19 protein-coding genes and 1 tRNA gene are annotated in these 24,441 nt (G+C 45.6%); 8 read left to right on the top strand and 12 right to left on the bottom strand.

The features are described 5' to 3' along the window. Positions 1–124: 124 nt before the first annotated feature. From BGK61_RS14260 to BGK61_RS19540, 4 genes are all read left to right on the top strand, one after another. A tRNA-Arg gene (locus tag BGK61_RS14260) sits at positions 125–199 on the top strand. A 133-nt stretch (positions 200–332) separates the two neighbouring features. After that, positions 333–458 carry a hypothetical protein gene (locus tag BGK61_RS19830; protein WP_267889402.1) on the top strand — a complete coding sequence of 42 codons (126 nt, stop codon included), beginning with the start codon at positions 333–335 and terminating at the stop codon, positions 456–458. 159 nt (positions 459–617) lie between these two features. Further along, the gene (gene smrA / locus BGK61_RS14265; protein WP_076012855.1) at positions 618–1,205 is read left to right on the top strand and encodes a DNA endonuclease SmrA; all 588 of its coding nucleotides are present in this window, start codon (positions 618–620) and stop codon (positions 1,203–1,205) included. Between the two features lie 114 nt (positions 1,206–1,319). Beyond that, positions 1,320–1,592, top strand: a complete 273-nt coding sequence (locus tag BGK61_RS19540; protein ID WP_157888800.1) for a hypothetical protein — start codon at positions 1,320–1,322, stop codon at positions 1,590–1,592. A 179-nt stretch (positions 1,593–1,771) separates the two neighbouring features. Here the strand turns inward: BGK61_RS19540 and purL are convergent, their stop codons facing one another. Continuing rightward, a complete protein-coding gene (gene purL / locus BGK61_RS14270) occupies positions 1,772–5,659 on the bottom strand; it encodes a phosphoribosylformylglycinamidine synthase (RefSeq protein WP_076026103.1) in 3,888 nt (1,295 codons plus the stop codon). 176 nt (positions 5,660–5,835) lie between these two features. Between purL and mltF the strand changes: the two genes are divergently transcribed. After that, positions 5,836–7,239, top strand: coding sequence for a membrane-bound lytic murein transglycosylase MltF (mltF, locus tag BGK61_RS14275; protein WP_076011156.1), 1,404 nt, complete (start codon positions 5,836–5,838; stop codon positions 7,237–7,239). Between the two features lie 162 nt (positions 7,240–7,401). Continuing rightward, complete coding sequence (locus tag BGK61_RS19630; protein ID WP_014997583.1) at positions 7,402–7,557, top strand: hypothetical protein; 156 nt, start codon at positions 7,402–7,404, stop codon at positions 7,555–7,557. 101 nt (positions 7,558–7,658) lie between these two features. On the opposite strand, the gene tadA is transcribed toward BGK61_RS19630, so the two are convergent. Then, positions 7,659–8,282: a tRNA adenosine(34) deaminase TadA gene (tadA, locus tag BGK61_RS14280; RefSeq protein ID WP_076011155.1), complete on the bottom strand. Its 624-nt coding sequence runs from the start codon at positions 8,280–8,282 to the stop codon at positions 7,659–7,661. A gap of 323 nt (positions 8,283–8,605) precedes the next feature. On the opposite strand from tadA, the gene BGK61_RS14285 reads away from it, so the two are divergent. Next, entirely contained in the window at positions 8,606–8,833 is a 228-nt protein-coding gene (locus BGK61_RS14285; RefSeq protein ID WP_014997581.1) for a hypothetical protein, read from the top strand. A gap of 54 nt (positions 8,834–8,887) precedes the next feature. Here the strand turns inward: BGK61_RS14285 and BGK61_RS14290 are convergent, their stop codons facing one another. Continuing rightward, the gene (locus tag BGK61_RS14290) at positions 8,888–10,855 is read right to left on the bottom strand and encodes a monovalent cation:proton antiporter family protein (RefSeq protein WP_083648658.1); all 1,968 of its coding nucleotides are present in this window, start codon (positions 10,853–10,855) and stop codon (positions 8,888–8,890) included. Positions 10,856–11,129: 274 nt separating this feature from the next. Here BGK61_RS14290 and BGK61_RS14295 point away from each other — a divergent pair, with 274 nt between their 5' ends. Then, a complete protein-coding gene (locus tag BGK61_RS14295; protein ID WP_076011153.1) occupies positions 11,130–12,029 on the top strand; it encodes a GGDEF domain-containing protein in 900 nt (299 codons plus the stop codon). Positions 12,030–12,153: 124 nt separating this feature from the next. Here BGK61_RS14295 and tilS read toward each other — a convergent pair whose 3' ends face one another. The 9 genes from tilS to bamA all read right to left on the bottom strand — a co-directional run bounded on the left by tilS (position 12,154) and on the right by bamA (position 24,394). Next, positions 12,154–13,479, bottom strand: coding sequence for a tRNA lysidine(34) synthetase TilS (gene tilS / locus BGK61_RS14300; protein ID WP_076011152.1), 1,326 nt, complete (start codon positions 13,477–13,479; stop codon positions 12,154–12,156). Between the two features lie 239 nt (positions 13,480–13,718). Beyond that, complete coding sequence (accA, locus tag BGK61_RS14305; protein WP_076011151.1) at positions 13,719–14,675, bottom strand: acetyl-CoA carboxylase carboxyl transferase subunit alpha; 957 nt, start codon at positions 14,673–14,675, stop codon at positions 13,719–13,721. Between the two features lie 68 nt (positions 14,676–14,743). Then, on the bottom strand, positions 14,744–18,208 hold the full coding sequence (gene dnaE, locus BGK61_RS14310) for a DNA polymerase III subunit alpha (RefSeq protein ID WP_076011150.1): 3,465 nt from the start codon (positions 18,206–18,208) through the stop codon (positions 14,744–14,746). Between the two features lie 4 nt (positions 18,209–18,212). Further along, the gene (gene rnhB / locus BGK61_RS14315) at positions 18,213–18,785 is read right to left on the bottom strand and encodes a ribonuclease HII (protein WP_014997575.1); all 573 of its coding nucleotides are present in this window, start codon (positions 18,783–18,785) and stop codon (positions 18,213–18,215) included. Then, complete coding sequence (gene lpxB, locus BGK61_RS14320) at positions 18,778–19,926, bottom strand: lipid-A-disaccharide synthase (RefSeq protein ID WP_076011149.1); 1,149 nt, start codon at positions 19,924–19,926, stop codon at positions 18,778–18,780. Before lpxB ends, rnhB begins: the two co-directional genes overlap by 8 nt. A gap of 2 nt (positions 19,927–19,928) precedes the next feature. Then, a complete protein-coding gene (lpxA, locus tag BGK61_RS14325; protein WP_014997573.1) occupies positions 19,929–20,699 on the bottom strand; it encodes an acyl-ACP--UDP-N-acetylglucosamine O-acyltransferase in 771 nt (256 codons plus the stop codon). Between the two features lies 1 nt (position 20,700). Further along, positions 20,701–21,150 (bottom strand): 3-hydroxyacyl-ACP dehydratase FabZ, encoded by a 450-nt coding sequence (gene fabZ, locus BGK61_RS14330; RefSeq protein ID WP_014948562.1) that lies wholly within the window; start codon positions 21,148–21,150, stop codon positions 20,701–20,703. Between the two features lie 189 nt (positions 21,151–21,339). Then, positions 21,340–21,855: an OmpH family outer membrane protein gene (locus BGK61_RS14335; RefSeq protein ID WP_014948561.1), complete on the bottom strand. Its 516-nt coding sequence runs from the start codon at positions 21,853–21,855 to the stop codon at positions 21,340–21,342. A gap of 61 nt (positions 21,856–21,916) precedes the next feature. Beyond that, positions 21,917–24,394, bottom strand: a complete 2,478-nt coding sequence (gene bamA, locus BGK61_RS14340) for an outer membrane protein assembly factor BamA (RefSeq protein WP_076011148.1) — start codon at positions 24,392–24,394, stop codon at positions 21,917–21,919. Positions 24,395–24,441: the final 47 nt, after the last annotated feature.

Below are 24,441 nucleotides of genomic sequence, written 5' to 3' on the forward strand. Positions count from 1 at the left end.
TACCAACCAGTTATTGTCTTTCTTTTCAATCTTTTAAAGGCTTGGTAACCACTGCACATTGTTGATTAATCTGAGGGTTCCGTATTTTTTGGAACTACGTATAATAAAGAATCTTACGCATTAGGTCCCCATAGTTTAATGGATAAAACAAGGCCCTCCTAAGGCTTAGATGTTGGTTCGATTCCAGCTGGGGACGCCATTAATTGCGCGATATTTCTGCTTTCCTAGTAAAGATGCTTATACAGCGCTTTGTCTGCTAATTTGAGCAATTCATTATACTTTGGTTGTAATTTAGCCAATTTAGGTAATACTCTTCAAAACAGGAGAGCATTATGACCTTCGATTCCCCCCCACTTAATGACGCTGATAGTCGTACCGAAACGGTAGAGGATAGCCCATTTTCTGAAGAAGAATGGGATGTCATCGAAGCTTTATCTGAACCCGGAGCTATCTTCTAAAGGGTGATTTTTAAAAATTAATCCCCATTTCGCTAAGACAGTTCTTTGGTAGTTTAGCGTTTCATAAGACCCCAATGTCACCGAGTTGCTAAGTACCATAGATCAACTGGACTTAAATAGCGTATAAAAGATGATGTAGTAGCTAGTACGGGGACGAATATGAGCCAATTTGAAAACGACGATATCGATTCGTTTTTTGCTGAAATGCAAGATGTAAAACCTATCGCTTCAGATGATAAGGCTTTGTTACACGATCCTGAAAAGGCGCTCGCAGAAAAGCAGAAACGTGCCGCCAGGCAGATGAGCACCCGCGAAAAGCTTGCTAATCCACTGAGTATGGAAGGCGTTAAGCCGGTCCCACCTGATGAGTTTATTTGTTTTCAGCAGCCTGGTATACAAGATGGCGTATTTAAAAAACTTCGCCTTGGAAAATACCCTTTAGAGGCCAACATAACACTTTCAGGAAAAACCTTAGAGCAAAGCCGAGACCTGATTTATAACACCATTAAATCTAGTCACGAAAGAGGAGTTCGTGCTCTGCTCATAAAACATGGAACAGGTGAAAATAGCAAACCCTTTCCCGCGTTGAAAAAAAGTTATGTTAACCACTGGCTAAGAGAACTAGACGAAGTCATTGCCTACCATACGGCTCAACCGATGCACGGAGGCTTTGGTGCTACATATGTGCTTTTGAAAAAGCATCCGCAGCAGAAATTAATTAACAGAGAAAAAAATAAGAAAGGATAAAATGGGAGGCAAGAACTCGTTGAGTCAGCTTTGCTTTTTTGGGCTTGTCTTTAGGTATAGCTTTTAGGCTTTTCTCATAAAGCGCTATATGCTGAACGTTTTTATTGTCCCCTAATGATTAACGCCCGTATCAAGCAACTTGATACGGGCGTTAGAATTTTTCTTTCAGACTACTTAACTGAAGACTGCACACTTAGCGTTGTTGGAGCTTCGGCAGATTTCGCAGATGTGCTAAAAACAGCAGTTACGAACATCAGCACTACAGCTACAGCCACTCCGGTTAAGCCAAACCCTTTTGAAGAACGATTCATCGGTCGTCTCTTATTATTAAGCCAGCTGGCACATGCCTTTCACTGGTACAACCCTAACTCAACTCCTGTAACCTAATTGCATTCCTTGCTTGCACTACAATAGATCAGTGACAAACTGATGACAAGGGCAAAAATCAGATTTTTGACGCTTTGCCAAAGGTTTGACGTCATTCTAAAGTATGAACATTTATTAAACGGTATAAATCAGGCAAAAAAACAGGGGTCAGCCCCTGTTTTTCTGAATAGCCAATTTATTTAGCCAACGAATTTACGAGCATTTCTGAAGATACGCATCCACGCACCGTCTTCTTGCCAATCGTCTGGACGCCAAGAGTTTGCTACCGCTCTAAATACACGTTCAGGGTGCGGCATCATGATGGTGCTGCGTCCGTCTAGTGAAGTTAGACCTGTGATCCCCTGTGGAGAGCCATTAGGGTTCGCCGGGTATTGCATGGTTGGCTTGCCGTAGTTATCTACGTAACGCATCGCCACCTGCGCGCCTACTTGTAATAGCGCGTTGTCATTAGCAAATTCAGCCTGACCTTCACCGTGCGACACCGCAATAGGCATACGCGAACCTGCCATGCCATCAAGCAGCACAGAGTTAGACTCCATAACCTCAACCATAGCAACACGAGCTTCAAATCGCGCCGACTGGTTGGTCACGAAATGTGGCCAATGCTCAGTACCTGGAATCAGTGATTTAAGGTTCGATAGCATCTGACAGCCGTTACACACACCTAAGCTGAACGTATCGTTACGGTTGAAGAAGCCTTCAAACTGGTCGCGAGCTATACTGTTGAACAATATAGATTTCGCCCAACCTTCACCTGCGCCCAGCACGTCACCGTAAGAGAAACCGCCACAAGCAGCTAGACCCGCAAACTGTTCAAGGGTAATGCGACCCGCCAACACGTCACTCATGTGTACATCGATAGCATCAAAGCCTGCACGGGTAAATGCAGCCGCCATTTCTAGATGCGAGTTTACGCCCTGCTCTCTTAATATCGCAACTTTGGGCTTAACGCCTTTGGCAATATATGGCGCTGCTACGTCATCGTTTACATCATAAGACAACGCAGCATGCAAACCTGGGTCGGCAGCATCTTGCTTTGCAGCGTGTTCTTGTTCAGCACACTCAGGGTTATCACGAAGTTTCTGCATTTCATACGTAGTTTGTGCCCACGTCGTACGCATTGATACGCGGCTATCTGCAAGTACAGCAACGCCGTTGCGACTAAACTCAATCATGTCTGTGCTATTAAGCGTACCGATATCGTGAGTCAATTCAGTTAAACCGAATTCAGTCAGTACTGCGTTAACAGCATCCATATCGCTTTCAAGCACTTGGATGACGCCACCTAGTTCTTCATTGAACAATACGGCAATGTCGTTTCCAACAAGGCTATCAAGGTTAATGCTTACGCCTGTTTTACCGGCAAAGGCCATTTCAGCAACGGTGGTAAACAGGCCACCGTCTGAACGGTCGTGATAAGCACATACCAAACCTTTCTCGATAAGCGCCTGCATAGCGTCGAAGAAGGCTTTAAGGCGAGTTGCAGAAACCACATCTGCGGGGCTATCACCAAGCTGAGTATAGACTTGTGCCAGGCAGCTCGCGCCCAAGCGATTTTTACCTTCGCCCAAATCGAGTAGTAACAAGCGGCTTGCGCCTTTGTCTGTACGTAGCTGTGGCGTTAGGGTTTTGCGAATATCTTTTACTGCGCCAAAGGCTGAAATAACGAGTGATAGCGGAGAAGTCACCGCTTTATCTTCACCGTTTTCATTCCATGCCGTTTTCATCGACATAGAGTCTTTACCCACAGGAATGGTTAGACCTAGCTCTGGGCAAAGCTCCTCACCCACAGCTTTAACCGCTTCATAAAGACCCGCATCTTCACCTGGGTGTCCAGCTGCTGCCATCCAGTTTGCAGACAGTTTAATGCGCTTAATATCGCCGATGTTTGCTGCGGCAATATTGGTTAACGCTTCACCCACAGCAAGACGTGCAGACGCGCCGTGCGATAGTAACGCAACAGGCGTACGCTCACCCATCGACATCGCTTCACCGTGGTAGGTGTCAAACGCTGTTGCAGTAACCGCCACATCTGCCACTGGCACCTGCCATGGGCCTACCATTTGATCACGACTAACAAGGCCGGTAACCGAGCGGTCGCCAATAGTGATAAGGAAGGTTTTCTCTGCCACAGTAGGCAAAGATAAAATGCGATTTGCTGCATCACTTAAGGTAATGCCTGCCTCGTCTAGTGCTGGCGAGCTTACCTTGGTCGAGCTTACGTCGCGGTGCATTTTAGGCGGTTTGCCTAAAAGTACATCAAGAGGCATATCGATAGGTTTGTTGTCAAACTGGCTATCGTTCAGGTTGAGGTGCTGCTCGGCAGTGGCTTCACCAACCACAGCAAACGGCGCGCGTTCGCGGGCACAAATTGCTTCGAACACTGACATATTTTCTGGCGCGACAGATAAAACATAGCGTTCTTGGGATTCGTTACACCATAGCTCCAGCGGCGTCATGCCTGGCTCGTCAGACAATACTTTTCTAAGCTCAAAGTTACCGCCACGGCCACCGTCATTAACCAGCTCAGGCAGTGCATTTGAAAGACCACCTGCGCCCACATCGTGGATAAACTGGATAGGGTTGTTATCCCCTAACTGCCAACATGCATCAATCACTTCCTGACAGCGACGCTCCATTTCAGGGTTGTCTCGCTGTACTGAAGCAAAATCTAAGTCTTCGTTTGACTGGCCAGATGCCATTGATGAGGCTGCACCGCCGCCAAGCCCAATGTTCATTGCAGGGCCGCCAAGCACAATAAGCTTAGCGCCTACCGTGATTTCGCCTTTTTCAATATGCTCGCGACGAATATTACCTAAACCACCAGCTAACATAATAGGTTTGTGATAGCCGCGCACTTCAACACCGTTGAAGCTATTTACTTCTTGCTCAAAGGTACGGAAATAACCCAGTAGCGCAGGACGACCAAACTCGTTGTTAAACGCAGCGCCACCTAGTGGACCTTCAAGCATAATATCAAGGGCGCTTACAATACGCTGTGGCTTGCCGTATTCAAATTCCCACGGCTGCTCAGCACCAGGAATACGTAAGTTAGATACGGTAAAACCAACCAAACCCGCTTTAGGTTTTGAACCACGACCAGTAGCACCTTCATCACGGATTTCACCACCAGAGCCAGTTGCCGCACCTGGGAAAGGTGAAATTGCCGTTGGGTGGTTATGGGTTTCTACCTTCATCAAAATATCAATATTTTCATGATGGTATTCGTATTGGTGTGACTGAGGGTTCGGGAAGAAACGACCAGCTTGCCATCCTTCCATTACCGCTGCGTTGTCTTTGTAAGCTGAATACACGTGATCAGGTAACAACTCGTAGGTGTTTTTGATCATTTTAAACAGCGACTTTTCTTGGTCCTCGCCGTCAATGGTCCAGCTAGCGTTAAAAATTTTGTGACGACAGTGTTCAGAGTTTGCTTGCGCAAACATGTAAAGTTCAACGTCAGTCGGGTTTCTGCCTAGCTTCGTAAAGCTATCAAACAGGTAGTCAATCTCATCATCAGCTAAAGCAAGGCCTAACGACACATTTGCATTAACTAGCGCGTCTTTGCCTTCGCCTAATACATCTACACTGGTAAAAGTATTAGCTTCGGTGTGAGCAAATAACACCGCCGCATCTTCAGTGTTCGTAAACACTGACTCTGTCATTCTGTCGTGTAAGAAGCTGGCAACAAGCGCAAAGTCATCTTCGCTCAGAGCGTTGTCTGTTTCGATATAAAACGCGCATCCACGCTCTATGCGATTAATACTTTTTAAACTACAGTTGTGAGCGATGTCGGTGGCTTTAGAAGACCAGGGAGAGATAGTGCCGGGGCGAGGAGTGATGAGGAAGAAGGTTCCAGAAGGGGTTTGTGCTTGCCTCGCGGGGCCGTAAGTGAGCAGCTTCTCGAGTATCTCTATTTGCTGCTTAGACAAGTCACCTTGGGAATCGACTAGGTGAACATATTCGCTATATAGGTTTTTAACCCTAACGCCGGATTGACCCAGCTTTGCAATCAGTTTAGTTTGGTTAAACTCTGATAGTGCAGGAGCGCCTCGAAGGACCAACATATTGATTTACCTGGTTTGTTAGAAACAACGACCACCAATGCGACGCGTTGCCTCTTGGATTGATGAGTATTTCGGCGCGGATTATAGAGTAATTATGCGCAGTAAGTAACCTCATAACGCGCTTACATGAACTTTTTTTTAAACTTAAATAGTTTAATGACAACAAGTAAAGGTCTATGCAGTCACAAGACTATAAAAAACGATTAAAACTACAATTAATAATCATATTATCTGTTGCTGTTATGAGCTGTGGCGTTCCTACAGTCCCCACTGCCTTGTCTTCATTACTGGAACGGGAGTCTATCCGCGTTGGAACGGTTTATGGCGCTGGTACTTTTTATAATGGTGCGGAAGGCCCACAGGGGTTTGAATATGAATTATTAGCTGGGTTTGCCGATTACCTTGGTGTGACGCTCGATCTGTACCCTTTTTACAGCTATGAAGTCATGCTGGAACAATTAGAAGAAGGTAATTTGGATATTGTCGCTACTGGCGATGCGGTTACACCTTCACTTAAGAATAGGTTCGCTTACGGCCCCGCTTATCAACACGTTCAGCAAGAGCTTGTATTTCAGGCTGGTACGTCAAGGCCTAGAGACTTATTAGAACTCGATGCCCCTATTGTTACGGTTGCAGGTAGTAGCCAAGCTCACCTGCTGTCTAGTTTGTTAGAGAGCTTAGGCGACAAAGCTAGTGATAGTGAAGCTGTTGAAATAAAAACCCAGCTTGTTACCACCGAAGATTCTGACTCTGAAGAACTGTTGCAACAAGTTGCCAATGGCGACATTGCTTACACAGTGGCAGACAGCAACCGCCTAGCTCTACAGCGTAGACGTTACCCTAATTTAGCCGTGGCAAAGACCCTTAACGAAGATATGCCTATGGCGTGGGCGTTGCCTTTGCATCAAGACGACTCTGTTAAAGCAGCATTGATTGAGTATTTCGGCACCGTGCATCAATCTGGCTGGTTTACGGTATTAGAAGACAAATATTTTGGTCACATTAGACAATTTGATTACGTTGACAGTCGCGCATTTAACTATGCGGCCGAGTCTACGCTAGCCCAGTACAAGTCACTATTTCAGCAGTACGCGGGCGATCTAGACTGGCGACTGTTAGCCGCTATGAGTTATCAGGAAAGTCATTGGGATAGTGATGCTATTTCAAGAACTGGGGTTCGTGGCCTTATGATGCTTACCATGGATACGGCGAGCGATTGGAATGTGGATGACAGAACCGACCCAGAGCAAAGTATTCGCGGAGGATCCCGTTATTTCGCCAGTTTGCTAAATCGCATCCCGGCAAGAATTAGCGAGCCAGATAGAACTTGGATGGCTATGGCATCGTATAATATCGGTATGGGCCATTTGGAAGACGCCCGCATTCTTACCGAGCAACAGGGGGGCAACCCAGATTTGTGGGTAGATGTGAAACGTCGCTTGCCACAACTAAGACAAAAGAAATACTATCGCACCACCCGTTACGGATATGCGCGAGGCGATGAAGCCTTGCAATACGTAGAAAATATTCGTCGTTACTATGACAGCCTAGTGTGGTTGGACGAACAAGGGAAAATTTAGAGTAACTCGTCTTTCACTGTCTTGAAAATTGTCATTTCGATGTCATCTTTGTACCGTACCCTTAGAAACAGTTAGCCAAATGCTGGCTCACTTTCTCAAAGACAAAAAAGAGCACTCAACGTGAATACGTGTCTACGACAGAAAAAAGAGAAAGGAGAATAAATGAAAAAAAATCGTTTTATGAAAAAAGGAATAAAATTGAAAAACAATAACAGACGCAGACTGATGCTTAAGCGTTGTCACCAAAAAGTACTTCAGCGCCGTAAGCTATTTGTCACCAGCGATATGTTCACTCAGTTAACCCGTACACCTAGCTAAATATCTATAAAGCTTTAGGGGTCACTGATTAAACCTGCAAGCGATAAATCAATTAGGCGAATTACTCTACTAAGCACATCTTCAAGCGGTACCATAAAACACTAGTTTGAAGCATCCCCCTCTAGCAGTTTTTTCGCCTTTTTGGCAGCCTTGATTTCCTTCCTACGCTTACGAAAAAAATCTGACAATTTGCTAGCACACTCTTCAGCTAACACGCCAGATACTATCTCAAGTTGATGATTCAACGCCGGATGCTGCAACAAGTTCATTACCGAACCCGCAGCGCCAGTCTTCGCATCCTTTGCGCCAAACACCACTCGCTTTACTCGTGCATGGACCAACATGCCCGCACACATAGAACAGGGCTCTAAAGTGACATACAGGGTAGCGTCAATAAGACGGTAGTTTTGCACTTTGGAAGCGGCCTCTTTAACGGCTCGCAGTTCTGCATGGGCAGAGGGGTCGTTATCTGTTATCGGGGTATTGAAGCCTTCGCCAATAAGCTCACCGTTTAACACCACACAAGCACCGACCGGTACCTCACCAATCGACTCAGCCTTATCGGCAAGCGTTAACGCATGCCTCATCCACATGACGTCTTCTTCAGTGGTGCTCTGCTCCATTGAAAATTCACTTAGCGGCTCTTGCTCGGCCGCTTTTTCTGGGGTTTGCTTATTTGCAAGGTCAAAGCTCGATGTTGAAAGGTTGCTATTTTGGTCACTCATTCGTCAATTTTGCTACTTTACTTGGTGAAATTAGTTAACAATTATTTTGTGTTGACCTAAGTAAACATCCTAACTCTTTAGAAAGTAATGACTTTTGTCACTTGGCAACTTAATTGCAAACTCTCATTATAACACTGCTGAAGTGATGGACTTACCTGGTTACATTTTTTACTGAAAACCAAGTTAGATAACCGCTATAGTACCGTAAACTAGGCAGTAATTTTACCAATAAGTATTTGACTAAATACTGGGTGAATTAGGTAATAGGCCACATTTTCACCTACACTCTTTTAAAGCCATTTGTGAGGGATACCACCGTGAATATGACCGCGATTGCAATAGTAGCCATTTGTGCTTGGGCATTAGTTTCCATTGTCGATAGTGCAAAAGACAAAAGCAAAAAGAAATTGAACAGCAAAGAAACAGATGCTTACAAAGCGGAAATTGCAGAACTTAAGGAGCGAGTTTCCGTTTTAGAGAAAATCGTGACAGACGAGCGTTACGACTTAAAAAAGCAATTTGCGGATTTGGAAAACGACCGCGTCGCTTAGCGCTCGTTTCCCCGTCGGCGCGCTAGATTAGATAACGCTACGTTTAACTGCGCGCTAGCTCCCTTCTAATAGTTTGCGTTCCGCCCGCTCTACGCGACGGGGCTTACCTGCAATTACCAGCACGTCGTGAGCTTGCAAAATAGCATCTTGGTCCGGGTCTTTTACTTCATTACCGTCGCGCCTCAAGCCTTTTATCGCTACTCGCATACGTGAGAAATCAATATCTTTGATAGCTTTGCCAATACACGATGCGTGTTCGGATAACACCACAGCATGAATAAACTCTAACTTGTCTTCTGTGCCGTAGGTGATTTCAGTTGTCTCTCCCGGGTAAAAGCCATGTAGGTGATCGTAGCGACCTTTTCGCTCCGCACGAACTCGTTTTAAAATACGTGACATTGGTACCCCTGCGTAGTGCAGCACTTGCGATACCAACATTAAGCTGCCCTCTTGTAATTCCGGCACGACTTGATTGGCGCCCGCGTTGTACAAGCTCTCAAGTTGATAATCACGTTTGGTGCGTACCATCACGTCAGTTGTATTCGTAATACTTCGGGTTTGGGTGATCACTTGCTTCGCTTTATCAACCTGGTCGAACGTTACAAGTACAAGCTTTGCGCCCTCTACATTGGCGTTGATTAATATATCTTTTTGGCTCGCATCTCCGAAGATAACTGGCTCTCCCGCATTTCGGCTTTCGTGCACTCTGACCGGGTCCATATCAATGGCAACAAAATGAATACCTTCCATTTTAAGCATGCGTGCTACTGACTGCCCCACTCGGCCAAAACCACAAATAATTACATGGTTAGTCAAGGGTTCCCCCTGACCTAAACTAGCATTGTCGTCGAACGAGATATCCTTGTTAACAATACGCCTTGCTATAGTGACGCTGTTGTTCATAAGCCATGGTGTTAATGCCATACTGATTACACCCATGCACACAATCAGCGATGATTGCTCTGACGTTAACACGCCGTGTGTGGTCGCAAGTGCCGCAATAACAAAACTAAACTCTCCAATCTGGCAAAGTTTTACCCCAGCAGACCAGCCATCTATTGCATCAGTTTTAACTAATAAAGACGCTGCCCTTACTAAGATGACTTTAACTATCATCAATGCAAAGACGCCAAAAACAATTTCAAACAAGCTGTTCCATAGCACGGTTAGCTCTAGCTGCATGCCAACCGTTACGAAGAATAAGCCCATCAAAATATCGCGAAACGGACGAATATCGGCTTCAAGTTGATATTTATACTGACTTTCTCCCAACATCATACCCGCCAAGAAAGCCCCTAGTGCCATAGACAGCCCGAAATAATAGGTAAGCCCTCCAGCCAATAGGGCTATTAAAATAGTGGTCAGAACAAACAGCTCGTCTGTTCTTGTTCTTGCGACCTCTCTAAACACCCAAGGTAGTAACCATTTACCCACTGACATGAGAAACGCAATAACAAAAACGCCTTTTAACAATGCCTCACCCAAAGCAAGTGCAATACTTACTTCTCCGGTTTGCGCTAGCAAGGGTATGGCGATAAGAAAAGGAACCACCGCTAAGTCTTGAAACAGTAAGATACTCACCGCTAATTGTGTACGCCTGTTATTAAGAATGCCCATTTCGGTTGCTTGCTTAATTACAATAGCGGTTGAGCTTAATGCCAGCGTGCCACCAATAATTATGGACGCGCTAATTGGGATCCCGAAAAACAATGGAACACAAGTAAAGACCGCAGTGGTAAATACCATTTGTCCTAGCCCTACGCCGAACACCAGTGAGCGCATAGCTAATAACTTCGGAAGCGAAAACTCCAGCCCTAACGAAAAGAGTAGAAATACAATGCCCACTTCGGCCAGTAGGTGCATTTCTTCTGGATGCGCGAACACAGATAGCAGCTGTGGGCCGGCGAGTACCCCAGCGAAAAGATAAGCCAGAATAGGAGGGAGATGGATACGTTTAAATAATGCAACTGCACAGACAGATATAAACATTAGTATCACGATATTTAAAAAACTCGTCCCCACACTACCTCCAAAAGCTAAGTAAACTTACGTTCGAAAAACAGCTACAACGGTTCACACCTATTAACGCTTTAAACTAAAGACTAATGCTACAAATTATTTATTGGCATTCAGTTTGCAAAATTACTCTACAGAAGACATTACAAATGCAGATCCGGCAAGTTTTGCCGCTGTGATCGCCATAAAACCCTCGAAAATGAGGTTATGGCCACAGAAACGTCAGGGCTTTGACACTTGTTTCTTTGCATATCAACGCATTTTGTATAGGGGCACTACTGTGGATTTTTCAACTTCAGTCTACGATAGCACACAACATAACAATTTTTATCCTGCTGAAAGCACGGGTAACTCGCTATCATTTAGTGAGCTATCAGGCTTCGTGACACAGCTGCTTTCTACGCTTGAGTTACAAGAATTAGGTGGCGTTTACTTTCAGCAGCTAAACACGTTATTGCCAATTGTCGGATTCAGCTTATCCGATTTCGATTCGCGTTGGGTGTACGGCAATGCAAAAATATCGTCAACCCTGATTGATTTACCACTGCAAGGTGCCACTTCGGTAAACGGTGATCAAGCCCATGTCTACTATTACATTAGTTCACCCTTGTCGTTATCGCAACGAGAGAGTCTATTCCAACTACATGATTTATTTGGAAAACAAGTAAGACATGCCTTGTCTTTAATGCGTGTTCAGCAAATGGCAACTAAAGACGTATTAACCAGCTTAGGTAACCGCGCGGGCTTTGAGCAGTCTATGACCAGACAGCTAGGTTGGGCGCAAAGGCACGACGACCCTTTCGCACTTTTGGTGATCGACTTAGACAACTTTAAATATGTGAATGACAATTTTGGGCATGGTGAAGGTGACAAAGTACTTGTCCATGTGGCATCGCATTTATCTAACGTCCTGCGAGACGAAGACGAAGCATTTCGCTATGGCGGCGATGAGTTTTGCTGCTTGTTAGACTGTCAGACCCAGCAACAGTTAGCATGTGCAGCCCAGCGTATTCAGATGAGTATCAATAGCTCGAGCTACTTATCTCGCTTAGGTGTATCAACCAGTCTTGGTGGCGCTATTTATCGCGATGGCGACACAATAAGCAGCCTATTTGACCGTGCTGATAACGCACTATATCGGGTGAAAAACTCTGGTAAGAACAGCTATCACGCAGCGTAGCGTCGAGACTTAAATTTATCAGGATGGCGGCAAAGCAATGCCGCTTTTGCATATTATTGCCATGGATACCATAAATAATAGTATCCAGGCTTTTCAAAAAAAGTACTTTCAGTGCTCCATAGCTTCAGTCGAGACTAAAGGTTATTTCCATATCTGGCGCTTTGGGTTGCAGATAAACACAACGGCCTTCAACAATCAGTGCGACAGGCTCATCGTTAATCAAGATTACGGGCACACCATTTCGCTCCCATCGTGGCACGCGCCATACCTTAAACCATTCTTTCAGTAACTTAGATACATTCGCATTTTCTGGCTTTACTTTAAGGTTGCGAGCATTGGTTTGCAGAGAAACGGTATCTTCTTCTCGCGCTTTTGGCACTGCAATTCGAATATGGCCTCTAAGCCAAGGAAGCGCGATATCTTGGTTGGGCGCTAATTCTAGGTTTTGCGGTACTTCATGAGTAGCGTTCACCACCCAATAAAGGTCTTGGTCAAACCGTATTACCCTGCCCCATTTAAAGTTCACTTCAGGAGTTGCGTCGTGCTTTGCCTTTAGCATTGCGAGAACTTGGTCTGTCTGTGCTTTTGACGGCGACAGCTGGCCTTGAGCTCGAAACCACGCGCGAATGACCATAGCCTGCCAAGGTAAAGACAATGTAGCGAGTTTTAGCCCGTCTAGTCTTAGTTCTGTGCGTTTACAATCTTTAAAATATTGCTGGGCTGAATCGCTAACTAATGCACTTTGCTCGGCACAAAGCTCTGCGCTGCGCCCCACGGTTTTGGTTAACTTAGGCCACCGCTCCAGCAGGTGAGGTATAATTTCGTTCCTTAAAAAGTTCCTATCAAAGCTGTTTTGCTGATTAGATTCATCCTCGACCCACTGCAACATTTCCTCTTCGGCATAAGCCACAATTTCGGCTTTCTCTAGTGCTAGCATAGGGCGCATTATCAAGGTGTCACCTCGGTACTGGACTTCTCCCATACCCGCTAAGCCTTGTGGACCAGCACCGCGTTTAAGCTGAAGCAATACGGTTTCAAGCTGATCTTCGGCATGTTGTCCTAAAAGCAATACACCGCCTATTTGGTTACACACTTCTAACAGTGCGTTGTATCTAACCTTACGCGCTTCTGCTTCCAGGCTTTTTCTCGACCCAGTATCAACATCAACTCGATACAAATGAAATGCTACGTCTTCAAGACGACACTGTAATTCGCAGTGCTTTGCCCACTGTTCGGCATTATTGCTTAATCCGTGGTTTACGTGTACAGCGTGAATAGGACCGCCGAATTGCTCGCGAAAGGCGATAGCCGCTTGTAGTAATATTGTCGAATCAACACCACCGCTGTAGGCAACCACCAAAGGCGTCTGAAGCGATAGTTGAATATCGGTAAGTGACGTAGCAATACGATTTACGATGTGTTCGATGGTGGGAGATTGTAGCGGGGTCACTGACCTTGGATACCTTCTAATTTTAACCCAAGAACTGTTGTTCTTTGATGTACCAGTTTTGGTCTAGAGGGCACACAGGCCGCAGCAAAATTGTACCGCAAAGTTCAACAGGTCCTAGAGCGCGTTTAAAAACATTAAGGGGTTGGTTACCTATGGTAAACAACCCCTTAAATACTATGAGCTAATTATCACCAGACCGTAAAGCAGCGAAATCTCACTGGCCGCTAAGGCCGACGAATTTAGCAATAACCGAACGACATTAAGCGCTGGTAACGCTCTTCCAGCAATTTGGTTTTATCTAGCTCTTTAAGTTGATTAAGCTGCTGCTTAATGACGGCCTTCAAATTAGCCGCCATGCCATTGTGATCGCGGTGCGCACCACCTAATGGCTCTTCAACAATACTGTTAATCAGGCCTAGCTCTTTAATTTGTGGCGCACTTACGCCCATCGCTTCAGCAGCGAGTGGGGCTTTTTCTGCGCTTTTCCACAGAATAGACGCACAACCTTCTGGTGAAATCACCGAGTACGTAGAATATTGAAGCATATTAACACGATCGCCAACACCAATCGCTAGTGCACCACCTGAACCACCTTCACCGATAACGGTACACACGATTGGGACGGTAAGCTCAGCCATCTCGAATAGGTTCTTCGCGATTGCCTCACTCTGGCCACGCTCTTCAGCGCCAACACCAGGATACGCTCCCGGCGTATCGATAAAGGTGATGATAGGCATGTTAAAGCGCTCGGCCATCTTCATAAGACGCAGGGCTTTACGATAACCTTCTGGTTTAGGCATACCGAAGTTACGCTTAATTTTTTCGTTGGTGTCACGCCCTTTCTGATGACCAATAATCATCACCGGCTGATCATCCAGCATTGCTGGGCCACCAACAATCGCTTTATCGTCAGCAAACGCGCGGTCGCCAGCAAGCTCGTCGAATTCGGTAAAAATACGAGGAATGTAATCTAACGTGTATGGACGCATTGGGTGACGAGCAAGTTGAGAAACTTGCCATGCGCCAAGATCAGAAAAGATCTTTTTAGTCAGCTCTGCGCTTTTACCGCGAAGCTTATTGATTTCTTCTTCAATACCAACGTCAAACTCGCCACCTTGATTCACCAACCTAAGCTCTTCAATTTTTGCTTCTAGTTCGGCTATTGGCTGTTCAAAGTCCAAAAACTGTATACTCATTTCATGTCCTATTCGTACTACGCTCGTCTATGCAAACGCGAGATGTCCAATCTATCGAACTCTTACCCTTAATGGTAGAGAATTGAAACGGCTTTGTCTCCCAAACATTGTTTGAGATCGTGCAAAAGTTGGTCTTCAGGGGTAACGTACCATCTTGCACCACACGCTAGGGTTACTTCAGCGTCTGGATGGGTTACCGCTAACTGAACAGGACAACTTCCACCGTTAAATGCCTGCAGGATAGATTGCATCTGACTCATTTTCTTCGGTTCAAGCAGCTGGGTATCAATATTAAGTGCCAGCGCTCTCGCGTTTTTCTCTCGTGCCTGAACAATGTCCATTACATCACGGGCGGTGATTGTATTGCCCCCAGAGAAATCATCAAAGCTGACCTGTCCCTTTATAAGCAATATTCTGTCAGTTTCTAACACACTTTCGAACTGTTCGTACATATCGGGGAAGAAACGTACGTCTATTCTGGCACTCTTATCATCCAGTGTCACTATGGCCCAGCGACGACCCCGCTTGTTCGTCATAACACGCACACCAAGCACCAATCCTACTGCGCTGGCCATTTGGTCCTTGTTCGTTGGTTTTAAATCAACTAAACGCCCGTCGGTGTAGTAACGCAGTTCTTCCGCGTACTGATTGATGGGGTGACCGGTTAAGTACAAGCCCAAGGTATCTTTTTCACCTTCTAGCCATACTTTCTCAGGCCATTCAGGGACGTCAGCAAACGCTTGCTTCACGTCTTCTGGCTCGGTAGTCAGTAACCCGAACATGTCTGACTGACCAAAAGACTCGGCTTTTGCGTGCTGTCCAGCGGCGGCAAGGGCTTCGGGTAAACTCGCCATAAGACTAGCGCGATGCGGACCTAAGTTATCCATTGCCCCCGCTAATACTAGCTTTTCAAGTACCCGTTTGTTTACGCGTTTAATGTCTATCTTGGCGCAGAAATCAAAAAGATCTTTAAATGCCCCTTGGGTCTCCCGCGCTTCAATAATCGCCTCAATCGGGCCTTCACCTACCCCTTTAATCGCACCGATACCGTAAACAATGCGACCTTCGCTATCGACGGTAAATTTGTATTTACCCGCATTTAAATCTGGCGGCAGTATTTCGATGCCCATGCGCTCACATTCATCGACAAGCGTCACGATTTTATCGGTGTTATCCATATCTGCCGACATTACCGCAGCCATGAATTCCGCAGGATAATGCACTTTCAGCCACAGGGTTTGGTAAGACACCAACGCGTAAGCAGCAGAGTGAGATTTGTTAAACCCGTAACCCGCGAACTTTTCTACCAAGTCGAAGATTTTCATCGCTAGATCTGGGTCAATATTATTGCCCTTCGCACCCTCAGCGAACGTGCCGCGCTGCTTGGCCATTTCTTCTGGCTTTTTCTTACCCATAGCACGACGAAGCAAGTCAGCGCCGCCCAGCGAGTAGCCCGCCATTTCCTGGGCTATCTGCATTACCTGTTCCTGATACAAGATAATGCCATAGGTAGGCTCTAGAATTTCTTTCAAGCACTCGTGCTGATATTCAGCATCGGGGTAGGAAATTTCTTCACGTCCGTGCTTACGATCAATAAAGTTATCTACCATGCCTGATTGCAGCGGGCCCGGACGGAACAGGGCCACCAGTGCGATAATATCTTCGAAGCAGTCAGGTTTAAGGCGCTTAATTAGTTCTTTCATACCGCGAGATTCCAGCTGGAATACCGCAGTTGTCTCGGCGTTTTGAAGGGTTCTGAAACTCTTAGGATCTTCAAGCGGAATGGCGCTGATATCTACATCAACGTTTTTCCCTTCTTTGATCATATCTATTGCCCACTGAATAATAGTCAGCGTACGAAGACCTAAGAAGTCGAATTTTACCAAGCCCGCCGTTTCAACGTCGTTTTTGTCGAACTGGGTTACGGGGTTTTTACCTTCGTCATCACAATACAAAGGCGAGAAATCAGTAATTGTGGTTGGCGCAATAACAACACCACCGGCGTGCTTACCGGCATTTCGGGTAACCCCTTCAAGTATTCGCGCCATATCGATAAGGTCTTTCACCTCCTCATCGCTTTCATACACTTCTGGTAGCTGTGGCTCAGCTTTAAACGCCTTCTCTAGCGTCATGCCAGGGTCAGGTGGAATCAGCTTCGAGATTCTGTCTACAAAGCCGTAAGGGTGACCAAGCACGCGGCCAACATCACGCACTACCGCTTTTGCCGCCATTGTTCCAAACGTAATGATTTGCGATACCGCCTGACGTCCGTAAAGCTCAGCAACGTGGTCGATTACCTCGTCTCGTCTATCCATACAGAAGTCGACGTCGAAGTCGGGCATGGATACACGCTCTGGGTTCAAGAAACGTTCGAATAGCAAGTCGAATTCAAGCGGGTCTAGGTCGGTAATTTTTAGGGCATAAGCCACCAGTGAACCCGCACCAGAACCCCGCCCTGGCCCTACCGGAATTCCGTTATCCTTACTCCACTGAATGAACTCCATTACAATAAGGAAGTAGCCTGGGAAACCCATTTGGTTGATAACTTCAAGCTCAATGCGAAGTCGGTCATCGTACTCTAACCGTTTCGCTTTGCGCACTTCTTCATCGGGAAATAGAAATTCTAGACGTTCTTCCAACCCCTCTTCAGACACCTTAACCAAGAAGTCTTCGGTGGTCATGCCGCCGGTTGGAAATTGCGGTAAGAAGTACTCGTTTAACCGTACGGTAACGTTACAGCGCTTGGCAATTTCAACCGTATTTTCTATGGCTTCAGGAATATCGCTAAATAACTCCACCATTTCCTCTGCAGTGCGCAGATATTGCTGGTCGCTGTATCGTTTAGGTCGGCGGTTATCATCAAGCGTGTAGCCATCGTGAATACATACTCGAATTTCGTGAGCATCAAAACCTTCCCGGTCTATGAAGCACACTTCATTGGTGGCTACCACGGGTAAATCACGCTGCTCAGCAAGCTCCACGGCAAGGTGTAAGTAATCCTCTTCACCCTGTCTGCCGGTTCGAATAAGCTCTAAATAGAAACGGTCAGGAAAATGTGTTTGATAAAACTCAAGGGCACTATCGAGAATTTTGGCGTTGTTTTTCATTAAACCCACACCAACGTCACCGTGCTGTGCGCCTGACAACACAATCACACCTTCACTATGCTCTGCTAACCATTCTTGATCGATAACCGCACGGTGTGCCAAGTGTCCACGAAGGTAGGCCTTGGAGATAAGAATAGTAATATTCTTATATCCCTCATTGTTCATTGCAATAAGGGTTAGTCTGAAAGGCTCATCGCCAAAGACTTCATTGGTAACCCAAAAATCGGTACCAATGATGGGTTTTATACCTAAGTTATGTGCTTCTGAATAAAATTTTACCAAGCCACACATATTCATTTGGTCGGTGATCGCCACGGCAGGCATGCCAAGCGCGGCCACTTTACCCAGAATAGGCTTAACCTTATTCAGGCCGTCCATCATCGAAAAGTCGCTGTGAACACGTAAATGAATAAATGGCGATGACATGATGTTATTTCTCTTCGAGTAGCGCTTTTACAGGTTTAAAACTTTTTCGATAGCAATCTAAGATGCCATATTCAGCGATGGCTTCAAAGTGTGCTTTTGTGGGGTAACCTTTGTGCCCGGCAAAGTTATATTGCGGGTAGGCCTCGTGAAGCGAAATCATATCGTTGTCTCGCTCTACTTTGGCAATGATGGACGCAGCGGAAATTTCTGCGTGCAGGCTATCGCCTTTCACTACCGCTTCAGACTCAAAATTCCAAGCAGGAACGCGGTTGCCGTCTACGCGTACAAAGTCAGGTTTTACTGGCAAACCTTCCACTGCGCGGATCATTGCGAGCATGGTAGCGTGCAGTATATTGAGCTTGTCTATTTCTTCTGGGCTCGCTCTGCCGATATTCCAGTAGAGTGCTTTTTCACGAATTTCTTGGGCAAGCGCTACGCGCTTTTTTTCACTCAGTTTCTTAGAGTCGGTTAGCCCTTCAATGGGGTTTTCAGGGTCGAGAATGACCGCGGCAGTGACCACATCACCTACTAACGGGCCGCGACCCACTTCATCAACGCCGGCAATTAACTTATGCAAACAATTCCTCCACGACAGCTTTTGCTGCTGTTTTATCAGCATTGCATTTTAGCGTATGGTGGAGGTCGGTGAAACGGGAAATCAGGGCAGAATTATCACTTTCGAAAAAGTTAAGTAACTGATTGCTCATATTCTCTGCGTTTACCTCTTCTTGAAGTAATTCAGGAATAATTGCCTCATCAGCCAATAAGTTTGGCAAAGTGAAAAACGGCGCTTTGTACAAGCGCTGCATAATTTTATACGTGAGCGGTGACAGTTTGTAGGCAGCTACCATAGGGCGCTTGCACAGCATCGCTTCTAAGGTAGCCGTGCCTGATGCGAGCAAGATAACATCGCTAGCTATCATCGCATCCCGCGATGTGCCTTGGGTTACCTGAATGGGTAAACGTTCCTCTGCATTATCAGCTTCAAGCAAAATCGCTTTTATTTGCGCAAGCCGATGCTCGTTAGCGGCAGGAATTAGAAATTGAATGTCGCTGCGTTTAGCATGAATAGCTTCTATGGTCTCAAGAAAAACTGGAAGTAGTGTATCCACTTCGCCGCGTCGCGAGCCGGGAAGTACTGCCAGTACGGGAGCATTACCATCTATACCTAATGCGTCTCGTGATGCGCGTTGATCCGGCACAATGGCTATAGCATCAGCCATTGTATGCCCTACGAAGGTGTAGGGAACATTGTATTTGTCGTAAACCTGCTGCTCAAAAGGAAATAAACCTAATACGCGATTAGCTGCTTTCGCTATTTTATGTATGCGCTTTTCACGCCACGCCCATACAGTAGGACTTACATAGTGCATGGTTTTGATGCCGCGGGCTTTAAGTGCTTTTTCTACTCTTAAGTTAAAATCAGGCGCATCTATACCCACAAAAATATCGGGTGGGTTTTGCTCGAAGTGTGCGAGCAGCTGCTTTTTAACTTTTAAGATGGCAGGTAGATGGGAAAGGACTTCAACAAGTCCCATAACTGACAAGGTTTCCATATCGAACAGACTATGAAAACCCGCGTTTATCATATTTGGACCGCCAATACCTTCGATAACCGCATCGGGATATTGGCGTTTTAACTCTGCAACCATTCCGGCGGCAAGGACGTCACCAGAGGGCTCTCCGGCAACCATGCCGATACGAATTGGTTTAGACATAATTAGCGAATAATGCCTCGCTTGGAGTCCTGTAAGAACTTCACCATAAGTGCTACACCGGGGAATTCCTGTGCAGGCTCGGCAAGCTTTTCAATGGCTTCGTCTACTGTGTTACCTTCGCGGTATATCGCTTTATAAGCGCGCTTAATAGCCATTACTTCTTCTTTGCTAAAACCACGGCGCTTAAGTCCTTCAGAGTTAATTCCCTGTGGAATATTCTTTTGGCCGCTGACCATAACAAAAGGAGGCACATCGCGCAGGATAATACCGCCAGCACCCAAGAACGAATGCGCACCAATCTTACAGAATTGGTGAATACCTGCAGCACCACCAACGATCACGTGGTCGTCCATGTGGACATGACCAGCAATCGCAACACTGTTTGCAATAATGATGTCGTTGCCAAGAACACAATCATGGGCCACATGAGAGTTGGCCATAAATAAACAGCGAGAACCGATTATAGTAATGCTGTTGTCTTGAATAGTGCCTCGGTGAACGGTTACCCCTTCCCTAAACTCATTATTATCACCAATAACAAGCTCAGTAGGTTCACCCGCATATTTTTTATCTTGGCAGTCTTCACCTATTGAAGAAAACTGATAAAACTTATTGTTTTTACCGATACGCGTTGGGCCGCGTACCACCACATGTGATTTCAGAATACAGCCATCGCCTATGGTGACGTTGTCGTCAACCACGCAAAATGGGCCAATGGTGACATTTTCACCAATCGTTGCACTTTCTGAAATTACCGCAGTAGGATGGATCACGTTACGCTATCTCTCTCATCGCACACATAAACTCTGCAACACAAGCGATGTCGCCATCGACGCTTGCAGTACCTTTAAATTTCCAAATCCCTCTGCGCTCTTTTACTAGAGCAACATCAAACTCAAGCCTGTCACCTGGAACGACAGGACGCTTAAAGCGTGCGTTATCAATTCCTGCATACAAGTATAACTTATCATTGTTACCCATTGTCTTAAATCCTAGGACACCGGCAGCCTGTGCCATTGCTTCAAGAATTAATACACCTGGGAAAATTGGCTGTTCAGGGAAGTGCCCCATGAAACACGGCTCATTGATAGTGATATTTTTATAAGCCTTTACAGACTCACCCAGAACATAGTCTGTTACACGATCAACAAGTAGGAACGGATACCGATGTGGTAGTAATTCCAATATTTCCTGAATTTCGATGGTATTAAGTGAATTGGCCAAAAACTTTCTCCTGTATACAAGCATGACCTACAACTGTTTTATACCAATGTTTGTGATTGGTATTTTGGTCAAACTCGCCGTAAAAACTAAAAACGGCGGCAACCATACGCTGTTAAGCGCAAAAAACAAATCAGACCAACACCTTTGGGGAGTTGGCCTGATAAATTTTACAACTACTCGTGTAGTTGATTAGTTAGTTTTGCTTACTTGCTGAAGAACTTGCTCAGATAAGTCGTGCTCTTCTTTTGCAAACGCAACTGCACCAGCATTAAGCACTAGGTCGTAACCTTGCTTCGCTGCAACAGAGTCGATAGCTTGCTTGATAAGACCAAGAAGTTTGTTGCGCTCTTCGTTGCTACGACGTTGGATATTTTGCTGTAAAGGTTGACCCTTTTTAGCTAGCTCTTCACGTACTGACAAGATTTTTTGTTCTAGTTCTTTCTTCTCTGCATCGCTCATTGTTGCCGCGTCGCGTTGAAGACGTTCTGCATAGAACTGACCATCGCGCTGCAGTTGATTCACTTCTTCAAGCTGATCTTTAAACTCAGCCTGAATAGCGTTTTGAATTTCAGCCGCTTGAGGCATCGCTTGGAAAATACCTTGCACATCGACAACCGCAACTTTCTGCTCTGCCATTACAGATGTACTAACTAAAGCGCTACCCAACATTGCTCCTGCAACGATATGTTTAACCAACTGTTTCAAAGGGAACTCCTTTTGTGAATCTTATTATAGAGCGCACCTTAGATGCGCTCGCTTTAATGTCTTAGAAAGTTTGACCAATATTGAAAGTGAAGAATCTTGAATCGTCACCATCACGTTCTTGTATCGCTTTCGAGAAGCTGAATACCATTGGCCCCATTGGTGAAACCCACTGGACCGATATACCTGCCGAGCTACGATACAGGCTCCAGTCAGAATAGTCCAATAGCTCGCCGTTTTGAGATGGATCTATGTCAAACTGACGGTAATAGTCATAGTCGAACTCAGTATCCCATACGTTACCCACATCCACAAACAAACTTGTACGAACTGAGTTATCCATTTCTTCTTCAACAAATGGCGTAGGTACAATAAGCTCGATACCACCCAGAGCCATCGCGTTACCACCTAGGCTTCGTCTCGACCAAGACAGCAGTGCATCAGATGGATCGCCCGGGAACACTTCGCCATCTGGGCCAGTGATGCTTCCAGAGTTACCTAAGAATATACCGCGAGGACCGACTGTATTGTTCTCGAAACCACGTAGTGAGTCAGAACCACCCGCAGTGAAGTTCTCTGTGAACGGTAGAATTTGCTCGTTGCCGTTTATGTCACCATATCCATTACCGTAACCAAGGCGCACGCGCGCTAGGAAAGACCAGCGCTGATTGCGAGATAATGGAAAGTACCATTTACCATCAAATACTGACTTGAAGTAGTTAACATCTGAGTTCGGTGTAGTAATACTAAGTGAAGCACGCTGAGAAGAACCCGCCGTTGGGAATAGACCACGGTTAAGTGTACTTCTGCTCCAGCTGACACTTGCTAAGTAGCTATCGTACTTAATGGCTGCATCTGGATCTTCACCATTAGTGAACTGATTGTAGAACTGTTCGGTTTGCTCGTAATAAGTACGGTTAAAGAGCTCGACGTTACTGTAGGTCAAGCCAAAGTTGATACGGTTGAATTCGTTAATTGGGTAACCAATGTTCGCACCAATTGACCAACGTTTAGAGTTATACTGGATAACGTTAAAGTCAGAACCGTCGAATTCACTGTAGCCTATGCTTCCACCTAAGCTGATACCATCAATGGTAAAGTAAGGGTCGTTATAGGTGATTTGCGCACTACGCTGATAAGAAACCGTACTAAGGTTCAGGCCAACACGCTTACCTGTACCTAAGAAGTTATCTTGCTGGATACCCGCTTGTAAACTTAGCTTCGTTCTATCACCGTAACCGATACCGGCGTTAAACGAGCCCGAAGGCTGTTCTTTGACGTTAAAGTTAACGTCTACTTTATCTTCCGACCCCGGAATACGTATGGTTTCAAACTCAACTTCTTCCATATAGGTAAGTCGAGAAAGCTGGTTCTTAGAAGACTCCAGTAAGTTATTCGACAGCCACGTGCCTTCCATCTGGCTTACGTTCTGACGTAGTACGCTATCCGCTGTTACCACGTTACCGTTAAATTTAATACGGTTGACGTATATACGCTTACCTGGGTCAACAGACAGTGTCAGCTTAACCGTTTTGTCTTCGTCATTAATTTCAGGAACCGTAGTTACTGTTGGGTAAGCGTACCCAAAGCGACCAAGATACTTACTGATAAATTCTTCTGTATACGTCACTTCTGCTTGGTTATACAACTCACCCGTTGTAAGCGGAAGCACGCGCTCGATATATTCTTCATGGCCAAGTACATCGCCCACTAATTCAACTTCAGAGATAGTGTACTGTTCACCCTCTGTCACGTTCATAGCAATGTAGATGCCTGACTTTTCAGGTGTCATTGAAACTTGGGTAGAGTCGACGTTAAAACGCAAGTAACCGCGGTTCAAGTAATGGTTACGCAGCGTTTCCATATCACCTTGCAAGGTTTGTTGCTGGTAGCGGGTTTCTGATAAGAAATCCCACCAAGGTGTGTCATACTGCAGCTCGAAAGCCTCCATCAGCTCTTCGTCTGAGAAGATTTCGTTACCAACAATATTGATTTGCTCAATCTCAGCGGCATCGCCTTCTTCGAAAAGCAACTTCAAGTCTACGCGGTTACGCGGTAACGGTGTGATGATGGCTGTTACATCAGCATTGTATTTACCAATGCTATAAAAGAAGTCTTTTAGGCCATTCTCAATAGAAGTTAGTACTGTCTTATCAAGCGGTTCACCAATGCGAACACCGTTTCCGTCCAAGCTTTCCTGTAGCTGCTCATCTTTAATATCATCGTTGCCGTCAAAAATGATATTGCTGATGGTAGGACGTTCAGAAACACGTACAACAAGCGTGTTTCCATCGCGAAGAATTTCAACATTCTCAAAGTGAGTTGAAGAGTACAACGAGCGAATAAGCTGCGTTACCCTAAATGTATTAAGCTCGTCGCCAACTTGGACGGGCAAGTAGGTTAAGGCTGCACCAAGTGCAACGCGTTGCAAACCTTCCACGCGAATGTCTTCAACGACAAATTCACTGTCTTGCGCCGCAGCGTTGGCAAAGCTAGCACTGGAAAGAATGGCTCCGGCTGCTACTAACTGTTTTAACTTCATCTATTTTTCTTTTCCTGGCCGCGTTTTGTATTAGCTGTTTTGTACTT

Origin of the sequence: Alteromonas abrolhosensis (assembly GCF_001953635.1) — a bacterium.
In the GTDB taxonomy this organism is placed as follows: domain Bacteria; phylum Pseudomonadota; class Gammaproteobacteria; order Enterobacterales; family Alteromonadaceae; genus Alteromonas; species Alteromonas abrolhosensis.

What these genes read in the sequence shown, in the direction of transcription:
- lpxB (WP_076011149.1), bottom strand. Translation starts at nt 19,926, where the DNA reads ATGTCTAAACCAATTCGTATCGGCATGGTTGCCGGAGAGCCCTCTGGT.
- purL (WP_076026103.1), bottom strand. Translation starts at nt 5,659, where the DNA reads ATGTTGGTCCTTCGAGGCGCTCCTGCACTATCAGAGTTTAACCAAACT.
- BGK61_RS19540 (WP_157888800.1), top strand. Translation starts at nt 1,320, where the DNA reads ATGATTAACGCCCGTATCAAGCAACTTGATACGGGCGTTAGAATTTTT.
- BGK61_RS14285 (WP_014997581.1), top strand. Translation starts at nt 8,606, where the DNA reads ATGACCGCGATTGCAATAGTAGCCATTTGTGCTTGGGCATTAGTTTCC.
- bamA (WP_076011148.1), bottom strand. Translation starts at nt 24,394, where the DNA reads ATGAAGTTAAAACAGTTAGTAGCAGCCGGAGCCATTCTTTCCAGTGCT.
- BGK61_RS19630 (WP_014997583.1), top strand. Translation starts at nt 7,402, where the DNA reads ATGAAAAAAAATCGTTTTATGAAAAAAGGAATAAAATTGAAAAACAAT.
- dnaE (WP_076011150.1), bottom strand. Translation starts at nt 18,208, where the DNA reads ATGTCATCGCCATTTATTCATTTACGTGTTCACAGCGACTTTTCGATG.
- smrA (WP_076012855.1), top strand. Translation starts at nt 618, where the DNA reads ATGAGCCAATTTGAAAACGACGATATCGATTCGTTTTTTGCTGAAATG.
- accA (WP_076011151.1), bottom strand. Translation starts at nt 14,675, where the DNA reads ATGAGTATACAGTTTTTGGACTTTGAACAGCCAATAGCCGAACTAGAA.
- tadA (WP_076011155.1), bottom strand. Translation starts at nt 8,282, where the DNA reads ATGAGTGACCAAAATAGCAACCTTTCAACATCGAGCTTTGACCTTGCA.
- BGK61_RS19830 (WP_267889402.1), top strand. Translation starts at nt 333, where the DNA reads ATGACCTTCGATTCCCCCCCACTTAATGACGCTGATAGTCGTACCGAA.
- mltF (WP_076011156.1), top strand. Translation starts at nt 5,836, where the DNA reads ATGCAGTCACAAGACTATAAAAAACGATTAAAACTACAATTAATAATC.